This window comes from Paenibacillus sp. BT-177, from assembly GCF_025846815.2.
GTDB lineage: Bacteria > Bacillota > Bacilli > Paenibacillales > Paenibacillaceae > Paenibacillus > Paenibacillus polymyxa_C.
This window is the reverse complement of the sequence record NZ_JAOYTP010000007.1, coordinates 79,683-97,752: the sequence shown is the minus strand read 5'-3', so window position 1 is coordinate 97,752 and position 18,070 is coordinate 79,683. Positions and strand designations below refer to the sequence as shown.

Sequence of the window (18,070 nt, the reverse complement as noted above, 5' to 3'; positions counted from 1 at the left end):
TTGAAATTATTAACCTTAAATGCACATGCTTGGATGGAAGAAAACCAACAGGATAAGCTGAAACAATTGGCTGCTTTTATTGATGAACAGCAGTTTGATGTCATTGCTTTGCAGGAAGTCAACCAGTCCCTAGAAGAGACTCCGTTGACACCGGACGATTTGGGCGCGTACTATAGTGCAGATCCTGAAGTTGTCATTAAACGCGATAACTATGCTTATGTGCTGAACGGTCTATTGTCCGATACTTATCACTGGACGTGGGCTCCCGCGCATATTGGTTTTGCCAAATATGACGAGGGTTTGGCGATTCTGTCCAAAACACCGATTACAGCGACGGTGAACGAATATATTTCCTCAATGCAGGATTATGACAACTACCGCTCGCGTAAAATTGTAGGCATTCAGACTGTGGTGGACGGAGTACAGGCCTGGTTTGTTAGTGGGCATTATAACTGGTGGAATGATGAGGAATCCTTCCGCGGACTATGGGATCGTACAACCGAAGTGCTCGATCCTTTAGCTCCGGCTCCTGTATTTGTGATGGGGGATTTCAACAACGCGGCTGAAGTGCGCGGAGAGGGATACGACTATGTAATGCAATCCGGTTGGTCAGACACCTATTCGAGCGCAGTAGTACGTGATGCAGGGCACACGGTTATCAAAGCTATTGCTGGCTGGGAAAGTAATGCGGAGCCGCTCCGTATTGACTATATTTTCTCCAGTAAGGCAGCACAGGTTCAATCCTCAGCAGTTGTACTGAATGGGAAAACAGGACCGGTTGTATCCGATCATTTCGGCGTTGCAGTCGAGTTGGAACTGTGATGAACACACAAAGGAGGCCATTTGCTTATGCAATTGGCCTTTTTCTTACGGATTTCGATTTTAATCGAATGGTATATTGAATAACAATCGCAATCAATACCAAAATCATATTGTAATAAAAGGGAGTATTGATGCTAAAACAGTCCATGAGCGCGCCTGCAATGATTGGAGACACAATGGCCCCCAATTCGGACAAAGATACGACGTTGCCGATAAATGAGCTTCTATTTTCTTCAGGAATAGCATCCCCTAGCTGTGAGTAAAAGGAATCCAGATAGCTGGCTCCTCCTATACCTCCGATGAACATCCCCAAGTATACGATCCACGGTTCTGTGAACCATAAAAATAAGATAATTTCCATCATGATTAATAATAGACCGATGATACATAGCAGCAAGCGATCCTTGAGCATATCAGATATTTTACCAATAAAGGGTGCTGATACAAAGGTAGATATGCCGATGATTGTAAAAGCTAAGCTGATTTCTGCTGGACTCCAATGGAGCTTGTAGGTTGCATACACAGAGAAGTATGTTAAAAATATAGAAAATGCACTCATTTCAAGGAAATGAACGGTGGAATAAAGCAGCAACTGTTTTGTTAATATGATTCTTCTTTGCGGTTTTTGAAGGGGGAGATGCTGTTGCTGTAGCTTTAAGGGAGAATTAGCGAAAGTCATTCTTGAAACGGCAATAAAGGATATACATGCAAAAATAGCAACGAAGTAAAACGGTTCGGATAAAGAAAAATGGGAAACAATGACTCCACTTATAAGAGGGCCTAAAATCATACCGGCACCTTCACTGCTGCTAATATATCCATTTAGCGTGCCTCGATTCTCTGCGGTGCTCATGTGATTGACCGTGACTCTTACAAAGACGGTTAGCCCTATAGCCACCAAGCCTTGAAGAAGTCTCAGTATGGATAGAATGATGAAGCTTGTTGCAATCGGAAACAGGAGCATACAAGCGATTTCAGCGATGAGTAAGCCTAACCCCAAGCGTTTTGCGCCTATCTTTTCATAGATTCGTCCTGCCATGCCTCCGCCAAGAAATCTTCCCACATAAAACAAAGAAAATAAAATGCTCATGCCAAGTGTAGATATCCCGAATTGCTCTACATAAATAGCAAAGAGTGGAAGGATCATACTTCCACTCATGTTAGCAATAAGGCTGATCACGATCATACAGGCAATATTACGATTTAAATATAAGTTTCTTACCATATCCTCGAAACCTCTCTTTGAGCTTGCATCATGGGGACCGTTTTTTTCGATGACTCTTTATTATGAATGAACGGCTTCCATTCGAGCTAGTGGGTTCCTTCATAGGATACGCAGGTGTACTCCACGCTGTGCCTAAATCCCAGTGCAATTTTGGAGGTGTGACACGTATGACAAGGGAGTGGCGTAGCCTTTAAGCAGGGAAGCCGCCTCCTGGGGGTGGCCAAGCTCCATAAATCCGGCGCAGTAGTACGATTTCACCCAAATGATAGGAATTGTGGGAAGCGATATTCCGCAGCAATCCCGCTTTTGTTTCCCCTGGGAAATGAGCCAGTGATTCATCCAGTTGCGTGGTTTCAGCAATTTGTACAGCCCGATCTACGCCCTGTAAAAATTCAGTAATGACAGCCTGCCATGCCTCTTCACTTTGCGGTCCAGTTTCTTCGGGCCAGCTTTCCATGACATTGCCTGGAAGCTGGGGCTTCCGTCCTTCCAAATGCTCCAGCATAAATTGCTGCCAGTAAATCATATGCTTCAGCAGTTGATAAATGCTGTGGGGCACTTCCGCGTTTTTCTTCCCTGCCAGCTCAACGTCAATGTCTGGCAAAGCCCGAGCCACGCGAATATGCCCACGTTCCCCGACCAGTGATTTAACCAGTGCTTGAGCGAATAATTGGTTGGCATCCGACATGTATAATCATCCCTTCTATGGAGAGCTTGTTTCTTGCTTGGTCTTATTTAGCAATTATACAATTATATTTTTCGAAATGGAAATAAATGCGTGGTCTAAAGTAAAGGGCAGAAATCATTTTAATAAAGTAGTTGATAATTGTTATCAATTAAATTACAATAATATTGTTTCAAGAGAAACAATAAAATACATTTGTATATGTTGTTTAATATATACGGAAATGTTAAGGGGAGCTTTCCGTATATGTATATTGTTTCTTTAGAAACAATTAGGTGGTGGGAATAAAGTTTTTAAATAAGGGGTGTGAACATGGATTACGAAGTGATTGTAGTAGGCGGCGGACCTGTTGGGATGTGGTTAGCTGCTGAGTTGGCATTGGCAAGGGTAAGCGTATGTGTAATTGAACGTTTAGAGGAGCCTATTCGCCAGTCGCGTGCGCTTACGCTACATCCACGGACGCTTGAGATGTTTGATATGCGTGGATTAAAGGAGCGGTTTATGAAGCGCGGCAGACCTATACGTACAGGTCACTTTTCAATGCTGAATACCCGCTTGGACTTTTCTGTGCTTGATAGTTCCTCCAATTATACGTTGTTTATTCCACAGGTGATTACAGAGCAAGTGATCGAGGAGCATGCGCTCAAGCTGGGAGTTATCGTTCACCGTGGTATGGAAGTGGTATCTGTGCGAGAGCAAGAGCAGGGCGTAGAGGTGGTTAGTGTATGTGCATCTGGAGCACAAGCCAATGTATCGGTAATGACTGCTGCCTATGTCGTAGGAGCGGATGGGGCCGGGAGTATCGTGCGCAAACAAGCCGGGATTGCTTTTCCGGGCACGGATACGACTCTGACCGCTGTATTAGCGGATGTAGAGTTAGCCAATCCGCCTGAAAATGGCGTACATTCCGAATATAGTGAACGAGGTGGGGTGATGATTGCCCCTGTGTCTCCAGATATTTATCGGGTTATTTTGACTACACCTCGACTGATAAATGTCCCCAAAGACGTACCTGTGACGCTGGAAGAAGTGCGGACAGAACTGCGCGATCTGCTTGGTACAGATCTTGGCGTCACCAATCCTCGCTGGTTATCCCGATTCGGGAATGCAACGCGGCAAGCGCAGACATATCAAAAAGGGAGAATCCTGCTAGCAGGTGATGCTGCGCATATTCACTTCCCGGCAGGTGGACAGGGAATGAATGTTGGCTTGCAAGAGGCGGCGAATCTGGGATGGAAACTGGCAGGAGTGATTCGTGGCTGGGCTCCAGACACGCTGCTGAATAGTTATCATGACGAACGTTATCCGGTTAATACGCAGTTTTTACGGAATACCGAGGTTCAGACTCGCTTATTGGATTTTACGCCTGCTGTATTGGCACACCGCCAATTACACGAGGAATGGTTCCGCCATCCGGAAATTAATCGGTCTATGGCAGAGCAGATTAGTGCACTGGATGTATGTTATCCAGCGGCTGGCAATATACCGCAGCATCCGCTGAACGGAAAACGGTTTGCGGATTTTGAATTGCAGTTGCCTGACGGAGTGACATCGTATGCTTACGATCTTCTTCATGAAGGCCGCTTTGTACTTCTCCATCTTGCACAGGATTCTAAGGTATCGAATGAGTTTCGCCATATCTCCCTTTCACATATTTCATATGTGGAGGCCATAGCCGAAGAATTGCCCGTTGGATGGAGAGGTGTGCATACGGTTTTCATCCGTCCCGATGGGTATATCGCCTGGGCCATTTCGGTGGAACAAACGGATATAGCGAGTGTTATTAAGGATGGCATTGTCACGTTAATATAAAGGAAAAAGGTATGATCATGACCATATTGTTTCCTGTGAAACAAATGTGGGCTATAATGAAAGGAGGAGTATGCCAAAGGAGTGACTACTTGTTCGTATGGAGAAGGCGACATCGGTTCAGCATGTCTATGATTTGCTTATTAAGATGAATCACCAGCTGGAGCAGCATCAGCAGAGAGAGAGCATGACCTTTCTCGAAGAAATCCGCGAGCACTTTGACGGAATGACTTCGCTCAATATGACGGATGTGCACGTTATGGATTGTATTGGGAAGCATGAGCCGATCAATGTTACGACATTAGCGGAACGAATGGAGCTGAGCAAAGGTACCATTTCGAAAGTTAGCACCAAGCTGCTCAAGGAAGGCTGGATTCGTAGAACCCAGCTGAACGACAACAAGAAAGAAATTTATTTTCGGCTAACCCCGTTAGGGAAAAAGCTCTTTCTTGTACATGAGCGGCTGCATGCTAAGGTACAGCATCAGTTATTTCAATTTTTAGATCGTTATAGCTCGGAAGAACTACATGTCTTGAAGCGTCTGCTGTCCGATGGCGTAGGTTTCTTGGAAGCTATGGAGTAGCAGAGCAGATCTTAATACAAGGGACATTTAAATCATCGACAATGTGCACCTGTTTCATCTCTGTGTGATAGCCACATGGGGAGATGCAGGTGCTTTTCTTTTAATGCAATAGTCGTTTTGCTTCCATATAGAGCACCTGCACGAACTTTTTCGTATTAATGCGGGCTTGGGACAGTGAAGGCTCCACATTGTTTTGCAGCTCCAGCATTTTTTTACGGATTTCTGTAAAATCAAAAAATTTGGATGCATAATTTTCAAACTTAGGATGAGTATAGTCGGTCAATCCGAGCGATACTATATGGCTTAATGTCTGGAAAATGGCGCGGCGGACACGCTGCTCCGATGCCTTGATTTCCTTGCTCAGCTCTATTGCTGAGGCCGAGTCTCCTAGTCGTTTGGACGCTATATTCGCAAATATATCCTTTAGCGAGGGAAACAGATAGGGCGATAGATTGCCGGTTTCTTCCTCATATTGCTCCAAATATTCCAGCATATCCAGTAAATCCACACTTCCGGCTTCGCCGATCATTCCCATCTCGGAGAGCAGAAACTGCCCTGAATTGACAATGTTTCGGGTCGGTTCCAGTGTCGCTGATGGGCTATTCGATGTGAACATCGACAGTCCTTGCAGTGTGCGCTGGATATCTGTAATGGATTGTTGCATGCGCAGGCGTTCGGTCACCTTTTGGATAACTGCAATAATTTCCAGTCGATTCAAGGGCTTGGCAATATAATATTCAATACCTAGCGAGTATGCCTCACCGATCATGTTTTTGGATTCAATCCGAGAAATCATAATGATTTTTCCGCTAAATTGATCACCGAGTGCACGCACGGTCTGAATGCCGTCACGAAGCGGCATTAGCAGGTCAATCAGCAACACATCAATTCGGTTCAGCTCCAGCAGGCCGCTATTCACGTAGGAACCATCCTCCGTTTCTCCAACGACCTCCCCTAAACCCTCGTCTTCAATAATGTCTGCCAGCATAGAACGAATCCCCTGATCGTCATCTACTATATAAAAACGCATCCGGGCTATCTTCCTTTCTCCGTCAGTTTCCGTAAAGGCAATATGACTCTAAAAGTGGTCTGTGATCTATCTGTGTGCTCATCTTCATTTTGTAGTAGTTCAATCGTTCCATCAAGGCTCTCCGCGACTTCACGCACATAAAATAAACCCATGCCGGTCGAAGGCTGTCCTCCCTCATCATACTTGGTCGTGTATCCCGGTGTGAAGATCATTTCACGTTTACGCTGAGGAATACCTGGACCGTTATCGGTGACACTAAAGGATATTATATCCTCTTGTCCCGGTAGAAAATGAATGGAAACGTCAATCCTTCCGCTGTCCTTCATTGCTTCCACTGAATTGGATGTCAGGTTGTTAATCAGAGTGAGAACTGTATAAACATGCAGTTTAGGCAACAAAGGATCGAAATTCAGCGTGAAACGGATAGACTTGCCTAGCGATTGGGCGTATTTGCTGTTCGTTCGGACGATCAGCTCACCAAGTTCCTGTGAAGTCATATAATGCACGTCGCTTTCCGAATCAATGAGCTTGGACAAACCGGCAAAAATCCGCTGGCTGTCTTTTTTAATCTCATGGACTTGTCCGGAAATACGAAGTGCCTGTCTGGCGTAATGCTCTCTATCTTTCAGAGATTCATCCTGCTGCAACTCACGGTACAGTTCATAGCTTTCACGGGTAATTTGCTCTGCATGCGACAGGGTTTTGCCTAACTGGACTGACTCCTCATACAAGTCCGACACCAGAAGTAAAATTCGCTCTGTCTGCTGTCTTTGTGCCTCTTCATGCTGAACAGATTGATTTAATCGAATCATATTATAGAACCCAAGCACGAAGAAGCTGCGGATCATGGCCATAAAAGCCACTTTGCTGATCTTCATGATGTCCCAGAAATCGCCGTCAATGCTTCGCCGGACACTAAGTTCCGCCACACTTGCGGCAACCTCAATCCCCACCGAGAGGAGGCCTACGCGCAGTGCGCGGTAAGGCTCGGCATTAATGTTAAGGACCTGAAAGAGCAGGCCATAAACCATGTAATAAAAAAAGGTAGGTCCATGCAAGGTCACCAACGCTTCAAAGGAAGACCCGGGATGGAGATAATGATTGAGTGAAATGCGAAAAGCGACTACTGCGATCCCGACAAGCACACCCGATAGTGCAGGCGGAATTTGACGTATGGATAACAGAAAGAAAAAAAACACAGGCGTACCGAAGCTGAGACGAAATGTATTATCGAACGGGTGAATATTCAACTCACCTGCCAGTGGTACAAAGATAAGCATCAGCAGGAAAAGAAGGGTATTTAGCTTCATCCAAATTCACCTCCGGATATTTGTTTCAGAAAGGCAATGTAAGATAAATTCACAGGCTCAACATTAATGTTTGTGAATTTATAGAAAAAAACAAATACATGTGTAGATAACTGTCGGTTTTTATAGTTCGGATTGTAGTATAAATAACATCATTTGAATATTAAGAGCTGCATACTGCAAAAATATACAAACCAGCCAGGGGGGACATGAAGTGAAAAAGATTAATTTAACAATGCAAATCTTTATCGGTCTGGCTTTAGGTATTATTGTTGGTGCCTTATTTTACGGCAATTCAGGGGTGGAAGTCTACTTAAAGCCGATCGGTGATATTTTCATCCGCTTAATTAAGATGATTGTCGTACCTATTGTGATCTCAACGCTCATTATCGGTGTAGCCGGCGTCGGAGATATGAAGAAACTGGGGAAACTCGGCGGGAAGTCGATTCTGTACTTTGAAATTGTAACAACCATTGCGATCCTGTTTGGTCTGCTTGTTGCCAATCTGGTTCGACCCGGTGAGGGCGTGGACATGTCCCACCTGGCCAAAAGCGATATCCATTCCTATGTGGAGACTGCAGAAAAGTCTGGCCATAACTTTATAGATACAATTGTGCATATTGTACCTACCAATGTTATTCAAGCTCTGGGCGAAGGAGATATGCTGGCTATTATATTCTTCTCCGTGTTGTTTGGACTAGGAGTAGCTGCGATTGGTAACAAGGGCAAACCTGTGCTGAACTTCTTTGAAGGTGTAGCCGACGCCATGTTCTGGGTAACCAATCAGGTTATGCGCTTGGCTCCGTTTGGTGTATTTGCACTGATTGGAACGACAGTGGCCAAGTTTGGATTAGCCTCGTTATGGCCGTTATTGAAGCTTGTCCTGTCAGTGTACGGCTCCATGTTACTGTTCATTGTGATTGTTTTTGGAATTATCGCCAAGCTTTGCGGTACCCGTCTCTGGACCATGGTTAAAATTTTGAAAAGTGAGCTGTTGCTTGCGTATTCGACGGCCAGCTCGGAAAGTGTCCTGCCTAAGATCATGGAGAAGATGGAGAAATTCGGATGTCCGAAGGGAATCACGTCCTTTGTCATTCCGATCGGATATTCTTTTAATCTGGACGGCTCCACTCTGTATCAGGCACTAGCTGCCATTTTTATTGCCCAAATGTATGGCATTGATATGCCGATCACGACCCAAATCACGCTTGTACTCGTACTGATTATTTCCTCCAAAGGGATTGCTGGTGTGCCGGGTGCTTCCTTTGTCGTGTTGCTCGCTACGTTGGGAGCAGTGAATCTCCCGCTGGAAGGTCTGGCCTTTATCGCTGGTATTGATCGTATTCTGGATATGGCGCGTACGGTAGTCAATGTTTTAGGGAACTCACTTGCGGCTGTAGTCATGTCCAAATGGGAAGGCCAATATGATAAAGAAAAAGGCGAGGAATACGTTGCTTCAATTAAATAAGATACATTGACCGGTATAGTGGATAACAAGAGCACCTTTGCGAAGTAATGCAGAGGTGTTCTTTTTGTTTCCAGACTTGTTAACACACTTCCTTTTTCGACATTTTTCGATGTTTTTTGTATGGATATATAGGTATATGGACACGAAAAATAAGCCTTAGTACCTAGGTGATTATAGATTTATTTATAATGATTCTTAATAAAATACCGATATTAAATTATACCGTTTTATATATTGGCTTAGAAGGGAAGATCATGTATGTTTCTCAAGAGAAATGAGTCTCAATCACTTGCTCCTTTAGTAGAAGAAAGCCGCAAACTTTCACAGAGAATACAGCATAAGGATTATGCTGCTGCAATACAAGTCTCCTCAGCATCTCCTGAGGTTCAAGAAATCGCAAACAATGTTAACCAAGCGATAGAGTCCATGAAAAATGATGCTCAGCATGTTGATATCCGTTTGAAGCTTGTTACCAAGGCGATAGAGATTGGATTATGGGACATGGAGGTCATTGCGGGTGATCCTGTCAATCCCAATAATACGTTCACATGGTCGGAAGAATTCCGTTCTATGCTGGGATATCAGAGCGAAAAGGAATTCCCCAATGTATTGGACAGCTGGTCATCTCGACTGCATCCCGAAGATTATGACAGGTCTTTGGCAGAATTGTCTGATCATTTGCTGGATTTTACGGGAAAGACGCCATATGACGTACAGTATCGTTTGAAGCTGAAGCATGGAGAATACCGCTGGTTCCGGGCTACCGGAACGACGATCCGCGACGAGAAGGGAGTGCCGCTTCGGATTGCGGGCGCTCTGCTGGATGTGCACGATCAGAAGATTAAGTCGGAGGAGCTTCAGGCGCTAGTTACAAGATACGACCTCATTAACCTCGTGTTGGTTGAAGCTCCTTACGATGTAAATATTATCGGAGGGGACATAGAGAATCCGGATAATACATTTTGGTGGTCACCGCAATTCCGCGAAACGCTGGGTTTTAAGGACGAGCAGGATTTTCCAAGCAAGCTTAGCAGCTGGGCTTCAATCCTGTATCCTGAGGATGCTGAAATGGCGATTAAAGTTTTGAATGATCATTTAAATGATTATACGGGGCGCACACCGTACGAAATGGAATGCCGTTTAGTGCGTAAGAATGGTGAACATCGCTGGTACTATTGCAGTGGGAAAACATTGCGCGATAGTAAGGGAGTACCTATTCGCATTGCCGGAACTATCCGTGATATCACAGTAGAAAAGGAAAAGCAGGCTGTGGCGGATGAGCTTACGCTCAAAATTCAGCATCTCTCTGATTCCATTACAGAAATGGTGAACGGTGTTAACTCGGTTAGTAACCAGGCACAGGAATTGGCTACGGCTCAAGAGCAATCGACAGAGGCAGCGAATCAAGCCAAAGTCAGTGCAGAAGAGACGCAAAACATTTCGAACTTCATTAAAGAGATTGCAAATCAAACGAATCTGCTGGGTCTGAATGCTGCAATCGAGGCATCGCGAGCAGGCGAGCAGGGACGTGGTTTTGCAGTAGTTGCAGATGAAGTGAGAAAACTTGCCATCCATAGTGCTGATGCGACCGGGAATATCGAGACCAGCCTGGACGAAATGAAAACACTCATTGAGCGAATTCTGCACAACATCGGGAACATGTCTACGCTGACACAAACACAAGCCGCGCTAACGCAGCAAGTGAATGCATCTACGGACGAGATCAACAGTATGTCCAAAGCTTTGTTGGATTTTGCGAGAACGATGTAAGGCTTTAGACTTCATGCGAATAGTAGACCGGGCCATAGGTTCGGTCTCTTTACTGTTTTTGGTAGATGAACTATACTTTTTGAGGATCGATCTAATAATGACCTCATTGTAATTTCATGTGGAAAAGAGGAAACGATTTGAGCCTACTTAGTTCAATATTGGTTGGAATTGTAGCGCTGGAGCACGTGTACATTTTAGTGTTGGAAATGTTTCTGTGGACGACTCCACGCGCGATTCGTACGTTCGGTACCTCGAAGGAACTGGCAGGAGTGACCAAATCCCTGGCAGCCAATCAGGGGCTGTATAACGGATTTCTGGCTGCTGGATTGGTGTGGGGCTTGTTCTATTCCGATCCTGTGATCGGGCGGCAAATCCAATTATTTTTTGTCATTTGCGTGGTAGTGGCTGCGGTGTATGGTGCATTAACGGCCAATAAGTCTATTTTATTAAAGCAAGGCCTGCCTGCCATTCTGGCATTAATCAGTTTGCTGGTCTTCTAAATGACACTCTTAACGGGTGTCTTTTTTGCTCATTCGATCACATTTCGTTCACTAAAATGGGCATGGGACAAGGAGAGCAACGATGCCGCCGAACTGAGAGAAATTAGTCCCGGCCATTATGTGGCGTACCCGGTTGGCCGTTAGGTTAAGATCGATGGTACGGTGCACATAACCCATAGGAGGTAAAAAACGATGACTGAATCAACGAAAAGAGTACGTATTTCCCAGTGGGATGCGCTCATGCTGGAATCTTTACGTTCATTAGGCTGGTCCCCTGAGGAACTCATCCGTCGGGTGCAGCAAAATGAGCTACCAACGGATGGACAGTTTGATTATGCGGAGCTTGCCATCGGGCTGGCGGCCAAAGAGCCAGAGGTGTTTGTCAGCGCGGTAACAGACGGGTATCAGATCAAATACAATACGATCCGTGGCATTCGTTCGTGGATTGCCGTGGCGCTCGGGCGTGAGCCTGAGCTGTCTCTGGAAGAAGGAAGCGAAGCTGTAACATCCGAACTGACGCAGGCTGAGTATGATCGGCTGGAGCAGGTACTGTCGTTAGGCTGGGTCATTCAGGAAGCACGTCCCGCGACTGGCGATACTGCAGGAATGTACCGAATTGTGCCTGCTGTACAGACGAATTAAATCGTGGGGAGGGAGTAACCCTCTTTACCATAAATTGGAACGGGCTGGCCAGGGAGGCCAGCTCGTTTTTAATGCGATTCTTCTTCATCATTTTCATACTTGAGAAGATACGGTTACGGCTTGGCGCCTCATTCACAACCTTTCCATCTTTTCTCATACGGATATCATCGATTGAAATGATTAGAAAGGTTACATTTTTCACCATATATGGCCATGAAAGTATAGTAGTATTTATATTTTATGGAAAATGAGGAAAGGGGATATTTTAAAACTGATGAGTGAACAAGAAATACATAGGAGTGAATGTGGAGGTGGGACGATCGTCACTGAACCGAACGCAGTTTCACCACGTCCACAAAGAATTGTTTTGACCCTGGTTGCAGGATTGGCTTTCTTGATCTTTAGTTTCTTCCTTTCTCTAATCACAGGTACATTCCCTATCAGCTATGCGGAGTTATGGGAAGTTTTGTTTTCTTCCAATCCCGATCCCATATTAAAGGAAGTTGTATACCAAACTCGTATGCCATTTGCCTTGGATATGTTGTTGCTCGGAGGATGTCTGGCCGTATCAGGAACTCTCTTACAATTACGAACAGCTAATCGGTTTGCATCACCCACCTTAACCGGACTTATGCCTGGGGCAATGACGGGGCTAGGTGTTGTCCTTTTACTTGGAATGAACATAGATTCCTTTGGTAGTATGGCCCTTTGTATTGCAGGAGCGGTATTTGGGGGATTCATTGTATTTAAATTAAATAGAATCCGTTTCATTCGAGGACGGTCTGCGGGAATTCATTTATTCATGATTGGTTTCATTATGGATGTAGCCCTTCGTTCAATCTCTGGGTTTATTGTGCTACTTGGAGAAAATCAGCAAGAGTGGGCAATTTCTGTGGGAGGCTGGGGAATAAGGGAAGGATCATTCACGTTTTGGCTTGCCTTGGTTACACTTCTCGTTGCAGGATCTGTCTTCGCATTCCCCAAGCAGCTTAGACCACTGTACATTCCCTTTGCAATGGTGTTGACCGCCGCTACGGTGTGGGCATGTGGTACCGTCGGATATATAGGGCTTATTGTACCTTATTTCATGCGTTGTATGATAGGAAACCGTCCACGGCTTCTCATTTTAGGCTCCGTCCTTTGGGGAGGCGGGTTGTTGATGCTGGCCAAAGTCATTTCCGCTAGAATCCATGAGCCGGTTGGGTTGCCCTTAACCCCGGTGCTGGCCTGCGTTGGCATACCCTTTTTGGTCTTTATGGTGTGGGGAGAATGGAAAAGAAGCTCTCTGCTTGAGAAGTACTAGATTATCAAACGTAATATTTACCGGACAGCTAGACTGTTATCATACTGCTCTGCCAGCTCATCATACTCTCTTTTTTATGCTATATTTTATACATTAATAAAATAATCAGAGGGTTGAGGTGCAGCATGACATCAATGACTATTGTCGATCCATCCGTCAAACCAGGATTAACAGCTTTTCAGGCAAGTGCTGAAGATCAGGCTGAGGTTCACGAATTAATTTTAAAGACGGCTAGATGGCTGCACAGCAAGGGTTCCACGCAATGGGGCAAATTACTAAAAGGAGAAGATGATCACAATCTGGGCGGTGCTATTGCACGCGGAGAAGTGGTTATTTTCCGAACGTCAGAGGATCATCGCTTGGCAGGTGCAGTAATTTTGCAGCAGCAGCCCAGTGCTTGGGATAGTAGATTGTGGGGATTAGAGGAGACAGATTCTGAGGAAGGAACTTCCGTATATCTGCATCGTTTGGTTGTAGATCGAGATAATAGTGGGAAGGGACTGGGCCGTGAGCTCATGCAGTGGATTGAGCAAGGCATCCGTTTTGCAGGCAAGGATCGAATCCGTCTAGATTGTATTGCGGGCAATGACAAGCTTAGCGGGTTTTACAAACAATGCGGCTATACTTATATGGGCGAAACGAATGGCTATAACACTTTTGAAAAGATGCTAATAAAGTCATAGAAAAATGAATCCTAATTGAAGGAATACAAAAGAAGGAAGCAGGTGATCTGCATTCTTCTTTTTTTGTTGTGCAGACCTTTACGTCCTCGTGATGTCTTTCTTCTGGGTTGCTGTCATGTCAGAGCCACTCAAAAGAAAAAAAATTATATAAAAATGAAAATGGGGATATCGCGCTTTCTCCTTCTACATATGATGATAGGGAAAGTTTTGTAAGCGCTTCAAATGAAGGGTGATATACAACCATGCGAAGCTACAGGAGGCGGTTAAGGTGGACAATTACATGAGCTGGATAAAGATTGGATTTTTCCTCAGCGTTCTGTTTTTACTTGCAGCGGCATGCAGCACTTCTCCCAAGATAGAGAACACAGCTGGGCAAAAAGTGCGGCTTACGATGCAGGTTTGGGGTAATCCTGCGGAGGTGAAGGTGTATCAGCGGGCACTGGATGCATTTGAAAAAGAGAATCCGAATATCGAGGTTAAGCTGGTACCTGTACCAGGAGACCAATATGAGCAAAAGCTGTTGACACAGCTACAGGGAAGTCGCGGACCGGATGTCTTTTATTCCTATGAATCGACGATTGCGCGTTTGATCGGAGCAAAACAGGTGCAGCCTTTGGGTGAATTTTTAAAAAGTGACGCAAGTGACGTGAAGGCCGAGGATTTTCCGGAAGGATTATGGGGGCCGGCCAAGCGTGATGGGGAAATCTATGGGGTTACTCCCGATTCGAACCCGATGGTTATGTACTACAACAAAAAAGTATTCAAGGAAGCAGGCGTGAAGACACCGCAGGAATACTATGATGAGGGCAAGTGGAACTGGGACGCCTTTGAGGAGGTTACATCCAAGCTGAAGGCCGCTGGAAAGCAGGGCTATATTGCGGAAAACTGGTGGGCTCACTGGTATTCATGGGTGTGGTCGAATGGTGGCCGGATCTTTGATGAACAAGGCAAATATGTGCTGGACCACAATGAAAAGGGTAAGGAAGCCTTCGCTTTCATGCACGATATGGTGAAAAAGGGAAATGCGGTATACCTTGGTTCGCTTCCGAAAGGGCAGGGGGCAGATGCCATGTTCATGTCCAACCAGGTCGGCATGCTGGCGGCGGGAAGATGGCTGGAGCCCTTGTTTAGCCAAAATAAAAGCCTTGACTTTGATTATATCTACTGGCCCTCTAACACCGGTAAAAATGAACCTGTTGCCATTCCGGTTGCATATGTAGCTGTAAACAAAAATAGTCCGCATGTGCAAGAGGCCATGAAACTGGCAGCATTCTACGTCTCTGTGAAAGGGCAGGAGGAGAGGCTGGTTGAAGGTGGCAATGCCATGGGTACGCTTGCTGCCGCAGACGAGAGCATCATGAAAAAGGCGACGATTGAGCACTCAGGCTATCTGACTGAGGGACGAGATAAAGGGCATGCTTATGGTTCTGCATTAGCGTATGATGCACAGGTGCCGGGGTTGAACTCCGATATCACGGAAACCATTGACCTGATGTTCCTGGGCAAGCAGGATGCTGCGACAACCATTGAAAAGTTGAATCAGATCATATCCAAGGCGGTCAAGTAAACACGGGATGGGCCGTGACCAGGGAGGAAGGTGACAAGATGCAGAAAAAGTATCAAGCGCTGTGGGGCTATCTGTTCATTGGCCCCCAGTTTCTTGGTCTGTTATGTTTTTCGCTGCTGCCCTTGCTGTATGCGTTTTACTTAAGTTTTGTAAATTGGGATGGTTTCGGGGTACCTTTGTTTGTCGGCTTGGACAATTTTAAAGGTCAATTATCTGATCCTGACTTTTGGAAGGCACTCATCAATACGGTCTACTATATGGTGCTGGTCATCCCCGTGGGGATTGTGTTGGCTCTGCTCGTAGCCATCGTGCTCAATAAAGTAAAGGGCAGGGAAATCTATCGTTTGTTTTTTTTCATGCCTGTCGTAACCAGCTCGGTATCGGTTGGGGTCATCTGGATGTGGATACTGAACGGCGAATTCGGCATTTTAAACCACTTGCTGCGAGCGATTGGGGTTACAGGCCCAATGTGGCTTACCGATACGCATTGGGTGATCCCGTCGATAGCTCTACTTAGCATATGGCTGGGACTGGGATACAACATGGTCATTTTTTTGGCAGGACTCCAGGGCATCTCCAAAAGCTATTACGAGGCAGCCGAAATTGACGGGGCCAGCAAGTTCCAGCAGCTAAGGTATATTACATTGCCGCTATTGTCACCAACGACCTTTTTTGTCACCATCATGATGGTTATTAGCTCTTTTCAGGTGTTCGATCAGGCGTTCGTCATGACAAACGGCGGGCCGGCCAAAGCCAGCTATACGCTTGTATATCACATTTACGATCAGGCATTCATAGATTTCACGATGGGAGAAAGTGCGGCAGCGGCAATGATTTTGTTCGTGATCATTCTCATATTTACACTGCTGCAATTTAAAATGCAAAAGAGGTGGGTGCACTATGGAGATTAGTTGCAGAGGCAGGATGTTCCTGCGCCATGTGCTGCTCGCTGTCGGCTCTTTAATCATGTTTTTTCCATTTCTGTGGACCATCCTCAGTTCTTTAAAGGATATCTCTCAAATTTTTGTCGTTCCGCCACAATGGATTCCCGATCCGTTTGTATGGAGCAACTATCCGGCTTCGCTGGAGGCCATGCCCTTCGTGCAGGCGTACATGAACAGCTTTTACATTACGTTTGTTATCGTGACAGCGACCCTGATTAGTGCATCTATGGCAGCGTATGCCTTTGCTAAAATCCGTTTTCCGGGTTCGGATATATTGTTTATTTTGTTCCTCGCTACGATGATGGTGCCTAAGCAGGTAACGATGATTCCGTTATACTTGGTGATGGATCGTATCGGTTGGCTCGATACGCATTGGTCGCTGATCGTACCTGGAGCCTTGTTTAATGCATTCGCGGTCTTTTTGCTCCGTCAATTCGTCATGGGTATTCCACGCGATCTGGAGGAAGCAGCAGTCATGGACGGGGCGGGATACATTCGCATTTACTGGAGTGTCATTCTGCCACTCATTCGTCCAGCATTGGCGGCGATCGGAATTTTCACCTTTTTGGGTGCCTGGAATAGCTTTCTTGATCCGCTGATCTATCTCAATACACCGGAGAAATTTACGGTTCCGCTTTTGCTCAACAATTTCAAAGGACTATATACCGCCGACTGGTCACTGATGATGGCAGGTACCACCATCTCCGTCGTCCCGGTGCTCATCGTCTACATCATTGCCCAAAAGCAAATTATTGAAGGCATTACCTTAACAGGCATCAAGGGGTAGGGGCGTTTCCCTACTCCTTTTTGTGCGATTTCCGATACTGTAACGGAGTACGCCCGGTGAAATGCTTGAATACACGGCCAAAGTGAGCGATGCTGTCAAAGCCCGTTTTTTCAGCAATGGCGGTCACTTTCCAGTTCGTTTCCTTCAAATACGCCCGAGCCTGCTGGACCCGTACATCCTGAAGATACTCGACCAGGGTAAAGCCTGTGGTCTGCTTGAAAATGCGGCACAGATATGTGCTGCTAATATAAAAATGTCCTGCCAGTTGCTCCAACGACAGCTTCTCGGCATAGTGGGCATGCAGGTACTCAATCACCGAGTACACACGTTGCTGCTGCTCGCTGCGTTCCGGCGCTATGGTGTCAGGAGCCGCTGATTGTATGCGGCGGATTCGGATCAGTAGCTGTAGCAACAGGCTTTGAAGATACATATGTCGGTATGCATGCTCTTGATGGTATTCATCCAGCATTTGCTGGAACAGATGCTCCAGCTCGCGTTGTTCTTCCGCGGAGGGGCGAAGCAAAAAGCTTTTTTCAGGCAAAAGCAGGTGGCTCTGATCGCTGGATGGAGTAACAGACGTGGACGAGGCTACAAACGCTTCATCAAAGTTGATTAAAATTCGCTCATGGCTGCCGCTCCCCTTGTTACTCGTACGGTGAAAATCATGTTTGCTAATCCAGATCAGATCCCCCTTTTGTAGCGCGTATACACGCTGATTAATGTAGTAGTAGCGCTCTCCTGCCAGCAGATAATAGATTTCATGCGCTTGATGGACATGGTCGGCAGACATGCTAAAAGGCACCATCCGAAGCGCTTGCTCGATGGCAAAAAGGGGTGTAGCGATCATAGCAGCGTTCTCCTTTATGAAAGCATTCATGAGAATAATATATGCATACTTTTTGGATGAATTCACAATAAAAGCGAAGATTTTGCTCTTTCTTATAC

17 protein-coding genes are annotated in these 18,070 nt (G+C 45.7%); 12 read left to right on the top strand and 5 right to left on the bottom strand.

Annotated elements, in window-relative coordinates; all coding sequences use genetic code 11:
• On the top strand, nucleotides 1–822 hold the full coding sequence (locus OIU26_RS19595; protein WP_165083271.1) for an endonuclease/exonuclease/phosphatase family protein: 822 nt from the start codon (nucleotides 1–3) through the stop codon (nucleotides 820–822).
• 25 nt (nucleotides 823–847) lie between these two features.
• Here OIU26_RS19595 and OIU26_RS19590 read toward each other — a convergent pair whose 3' ends face one another.
• Both OIU26_RS19590 and OIU26_RS19585 read right to left on the bottom strand, forming a co-directional pair.
• The gene (locus OIU26_RS19590) at nucleotides 848–2,047 is read right to left on the bottom strand and encodes an MFS transporter (RefSeq protein WP_264217743.1); all 1,200 of its coding nucleotides are present in this window, start codon (nucleotides 2,045–2,047) and stop codon (nucleotides 848–850) included.
• 190 nt (nucleotides 2,048–2,237) lie between these two features.
• Nucleotides 2,238–2,735, bottom strand: coding sequence for a DinB family protein (locus OIU26_RS19585; RefSeq protein WP_264217742.1), 498 nt, complete (start codon nucleotides 2,733–2,735; stop codon nucleotides 2,238–2,240).
• 309 nt (nucleotides 2,736–3,044) lie between these two features.
• Here OIU26_RS19585 and OIU26_RS19580 point away from each other — a divergent pair, with 309 nt between their 5' ends.
• Complete coding sequence (locus OIU26_RS19580) at nucleotides 3,045–4,544, top strand: monooxygenase (RefSeq protein ID WP_264217741.1); 1,500 nt, start codon at nucleotides 3,045–3,047, stop codon at nucleotides 4,542–4,544.
• 97 nt (nucleotides 4,545–4,641) lie between these two features.
• The gene (locus OIU26_RS19575) at nucleotides 4,642–5,124 is read left to right on the top strand and encodes a MarR family transcriptional regulator (protein ID WP_264217740.1); all 483 of its coding nucleotides are present in this window, start codon (nucleotides 4,642–4,644) and stop codon (nucleotides 5,122–5,124) included.
• 100 nt (nucleotides 5,125–5,224) lie between these two features.
• Here the strand turns inward: OIU26_RS19575 and OIU26_RS19570 are convergent, their stop codons facing one another.
• On the bottom strand, nucleotides 5,225–6,154 hold the full coding sequence (locus tag OIU26_RS19570; RefSeq protein WP_264217739.1) for a response regulator: 930 nt from the start codon (nucleotides 6,152–6,154) through the stop codon (nucleotides 5,225–5,227).
• 5 nt (nucleotides 6,155–6,159) lie between these two features.
• A complete protein-coding gene (locus tag OIU26_RS19565) occupies nucleotides 6,160–7,464 on the bottom strand; it encodes a sensor histidine kinase (RefSeq protein WP_165083261.1) in 1,305 nt (434 codons plus the stop codon).
• A 211-nt stretch (nucleotides 7,465–7,675) separates the two neighbouring features.
• On the opposite strand from OIU26_RS19565, the gene OIU26_RS19560 reads away from it, so the two are divergent.
• From OIU26_RS19560 to OIU26_RS19520, 9 genes are all read left to right on the top strand, one after another.
• Nucleotides 7,676–8,929, top strand: a complete 1,254-nt coding sequence (locus tag OIU26_RS19560; protein ID WP_040102351.1) for a cation:dicarboxylate symporter family transporter — start codon at nucleotides 7,676–7,678, stop codon at nucleotides 8,927–8,929.
• A gap of 258 nt (nucleotides 8,930–9,187) precedes the next feature.
• On the top strand, nucleotides 9,188–10,699 hold the full coding sequence (locus OIU26_RS19555; protein ID WP_436449174.1) for a methyl-accepting chemotaxis protein: 1,512 nt from the start codon (nucleotides 9,188–9,190) through the stop codon (nucleotides 10,697–10,699).
• 137 nt (nucleotides 10,700–10,836) lie between these two features.
• Entirely contained in the window at nucleotides 10,837–11,199 is a 363-nt protein-coding gene (locus tag OIU26_RS19550; protein WP_264217793.1) for a DUF1304 domain-containing protein, read from the top strand.
• Between the two features lie 192 nt (nucleotides 11,200–11,391).
• Nucleotides 11,392–11,841, top strand: a complete 450-nt coding sequence (locus tag OIU26_RS19545; RefSeq protein WP_264217738.1) for a hypothetical protein — start codon at nucleotides 11,392–11,394, stop codon at nucleotides 11,839–11,841.
• 274 nt (nucleotides 11,842–12,115) lie between these two features.
• On the top strand, nucleotides 12,116–13,144 hold the full coding sequence (locus OIU26_RS19540; protein WP_264217737.1) for an iron ABC transporter permease: 1,029 nt from the start codon (nucleotides 12,116–12,118) through the stop codon (nucleotides 13,142–13,144).
• A gap of 125 nt (nucleotides 13,145–13,269) precedes the next feature.
• Nucleotides 13,270–13,827 carry a GNAT family N-acetyltransferase gene (locus OIU26_RS19535; RefSeq protein WP_014599394.1) on the top strand — a complete coding sequence of 186 codons (558 nt, stop codon included), beginning with the start codon at nucleotides 13,270–13,272 and terminating at the stop codon, nucleotides 13,825–13,827.
• A gap of 268 nt (nucleotides 13,828–14,095) precedes the next feature.
• Nucleotides 14,096–15,394 carry an ABC transporter substrate-binding protein gene (locus tag OIU26_RS19530; protein WP_436449173.1) on the top strand — a complete coding sequence of 433 codons (1,299 nt, stop codon included), beginning with the start codon at nucleotides 14,096–14,098 and terminating at the stop codon, nucleotides 15,392–15,394.
• A gap of 38 nt (nucleotides 15,395–15,432) precedes the next feature.
• Nucleotides 15,433–16,305, top strand: coding sequence for a carbohydrate ABC transporter permease (locus OIU26_RS19525; RefSeq protein WP_165083249.1), 873 nt, complete (start codon nucleotides 15,433–15,435; stop codon nucleotides 16,303–16,305).
• On the top strand, nucleotides 16,295–17,125 hold the full coding sequence (locus OIU26_RS19520) for a carbohydrate ABC transporter permease (RefSeq protein WP_264217735.1): 831 nt from the start codon (nucleotides 16,295–16,297) through the stop codon (nucleotides 17,123–17,125). Before OIU26_RS19525 ends, OIU26_RS19520 begins: the two co-directional genes overlap by 11 nt.
• Nucleotides 17,126–17,135: 10 nt before the next feature.
• Here OIU26_RS19520 and OIU26_RS19515 read toward each other — a convergent pair whose 3' ends face one another.
• Complete coding sequence (locus tag OIU26_RS19515; RefSeq protein ID WP_013368955.1) at nucleotides 17,136–17,972, bottom strand: helix-turn-helix transcriptional regulator; 837 nt, start codon at nucleotides 17,970–17,972, stop codon at nucleotides 17,136–17,138.
• Between the last annotated feature and the right edge of the window lie 98 nt (nucleotides 17,973–18,070).

Coding starts and splice junctions, on each gene's coding strand:
- OIU26_RS19590 (WP_264217743.1), bottom strand. CDS start 2,047: ATGGTAAGAAACTTATATTTAAATCGTAATATTGCCTGTATGATCGTG.
- OIU26_RS19585 (WP_264217742.1), bottom strand. CDS start 2,735: ATGTCGGATGCCAACCAATTATTCGCTCAAGCACTGGTTAAATCACTG.
- OIU26_RS19580 (WP_264217741.1), top strand. CDS start 3,045: ATGGATTACGAAGTGATTGTAGTAGGCGGCGGACCTGTTGGGATGTGG.
- OIU26_RS19575 (WP_264217740.1), top strand. CDS start 4,642: ATGGAGAAGGCGACATCGGTTCAGCATGTCTATGATTTGCTTATTAAG.
- OIU26_RS19570 (WP_264217739.1), bottom strand. CDS start 6,154: ATGCGTTTTTATATAGTAGATGACGATCAGGGGATTCGTTCTATGCTG.
- OIU26_RS19565 (WP_165083261.1), bottom strand. CDS start 7,464: ATGAAGCTAAATACCCTTCTTTTCCTGCTGATGCTTATCTTTGTACCA.
- OIU26_RS19555 (WP_436449174.1), top strand. CDS start 9,188: ATGTTTCTCAAGAGAAATGAGTCTCAATCACTTGCTCCTTTAGTAGAA.
- OIU26_RS19545 (WP_264217738.1), top strand. CDS start 11,392: ATGACTGAATCAACGAAAAGAGTACGTATTTCCCAGTGGGATGCGCTC.
- OIU26_RS19540 (WP_264217737.1), top strand. CDS start 12,116: ATGAGTGAACAAGAAATACATAGGAGTGAATGTGGAGGTGGGACGATC.
- OIU26_RS19535 (WP_014599394.1), top strand. CDS start 13,270: ATGACATCAATGACTATTGTCGATCCATCCGTCAAACCAGGATTAACA.
- OIU26_RS19525 (WP_165083249.1), top strand. CDS start 15,433: ATGCAGAAAAAGTATCAAGCGCTGTGGGGCTATCTGTTCATTGGCCCC.
- OIU26_RS19520 (WP_264217735.1), top strand. CDS start 16,295: ATGGAGATTAGTTGCAGAGGCAGGATGTTCCTGCGCCATGTGCTGCTC.
- OIU26_RS19515 (WP_013368955.1), bottom strand. CDS start 17,972: ATGATCGCTACACCCCTTTTTGCCATCGAGCAAGCGCTTCGGATGGTG.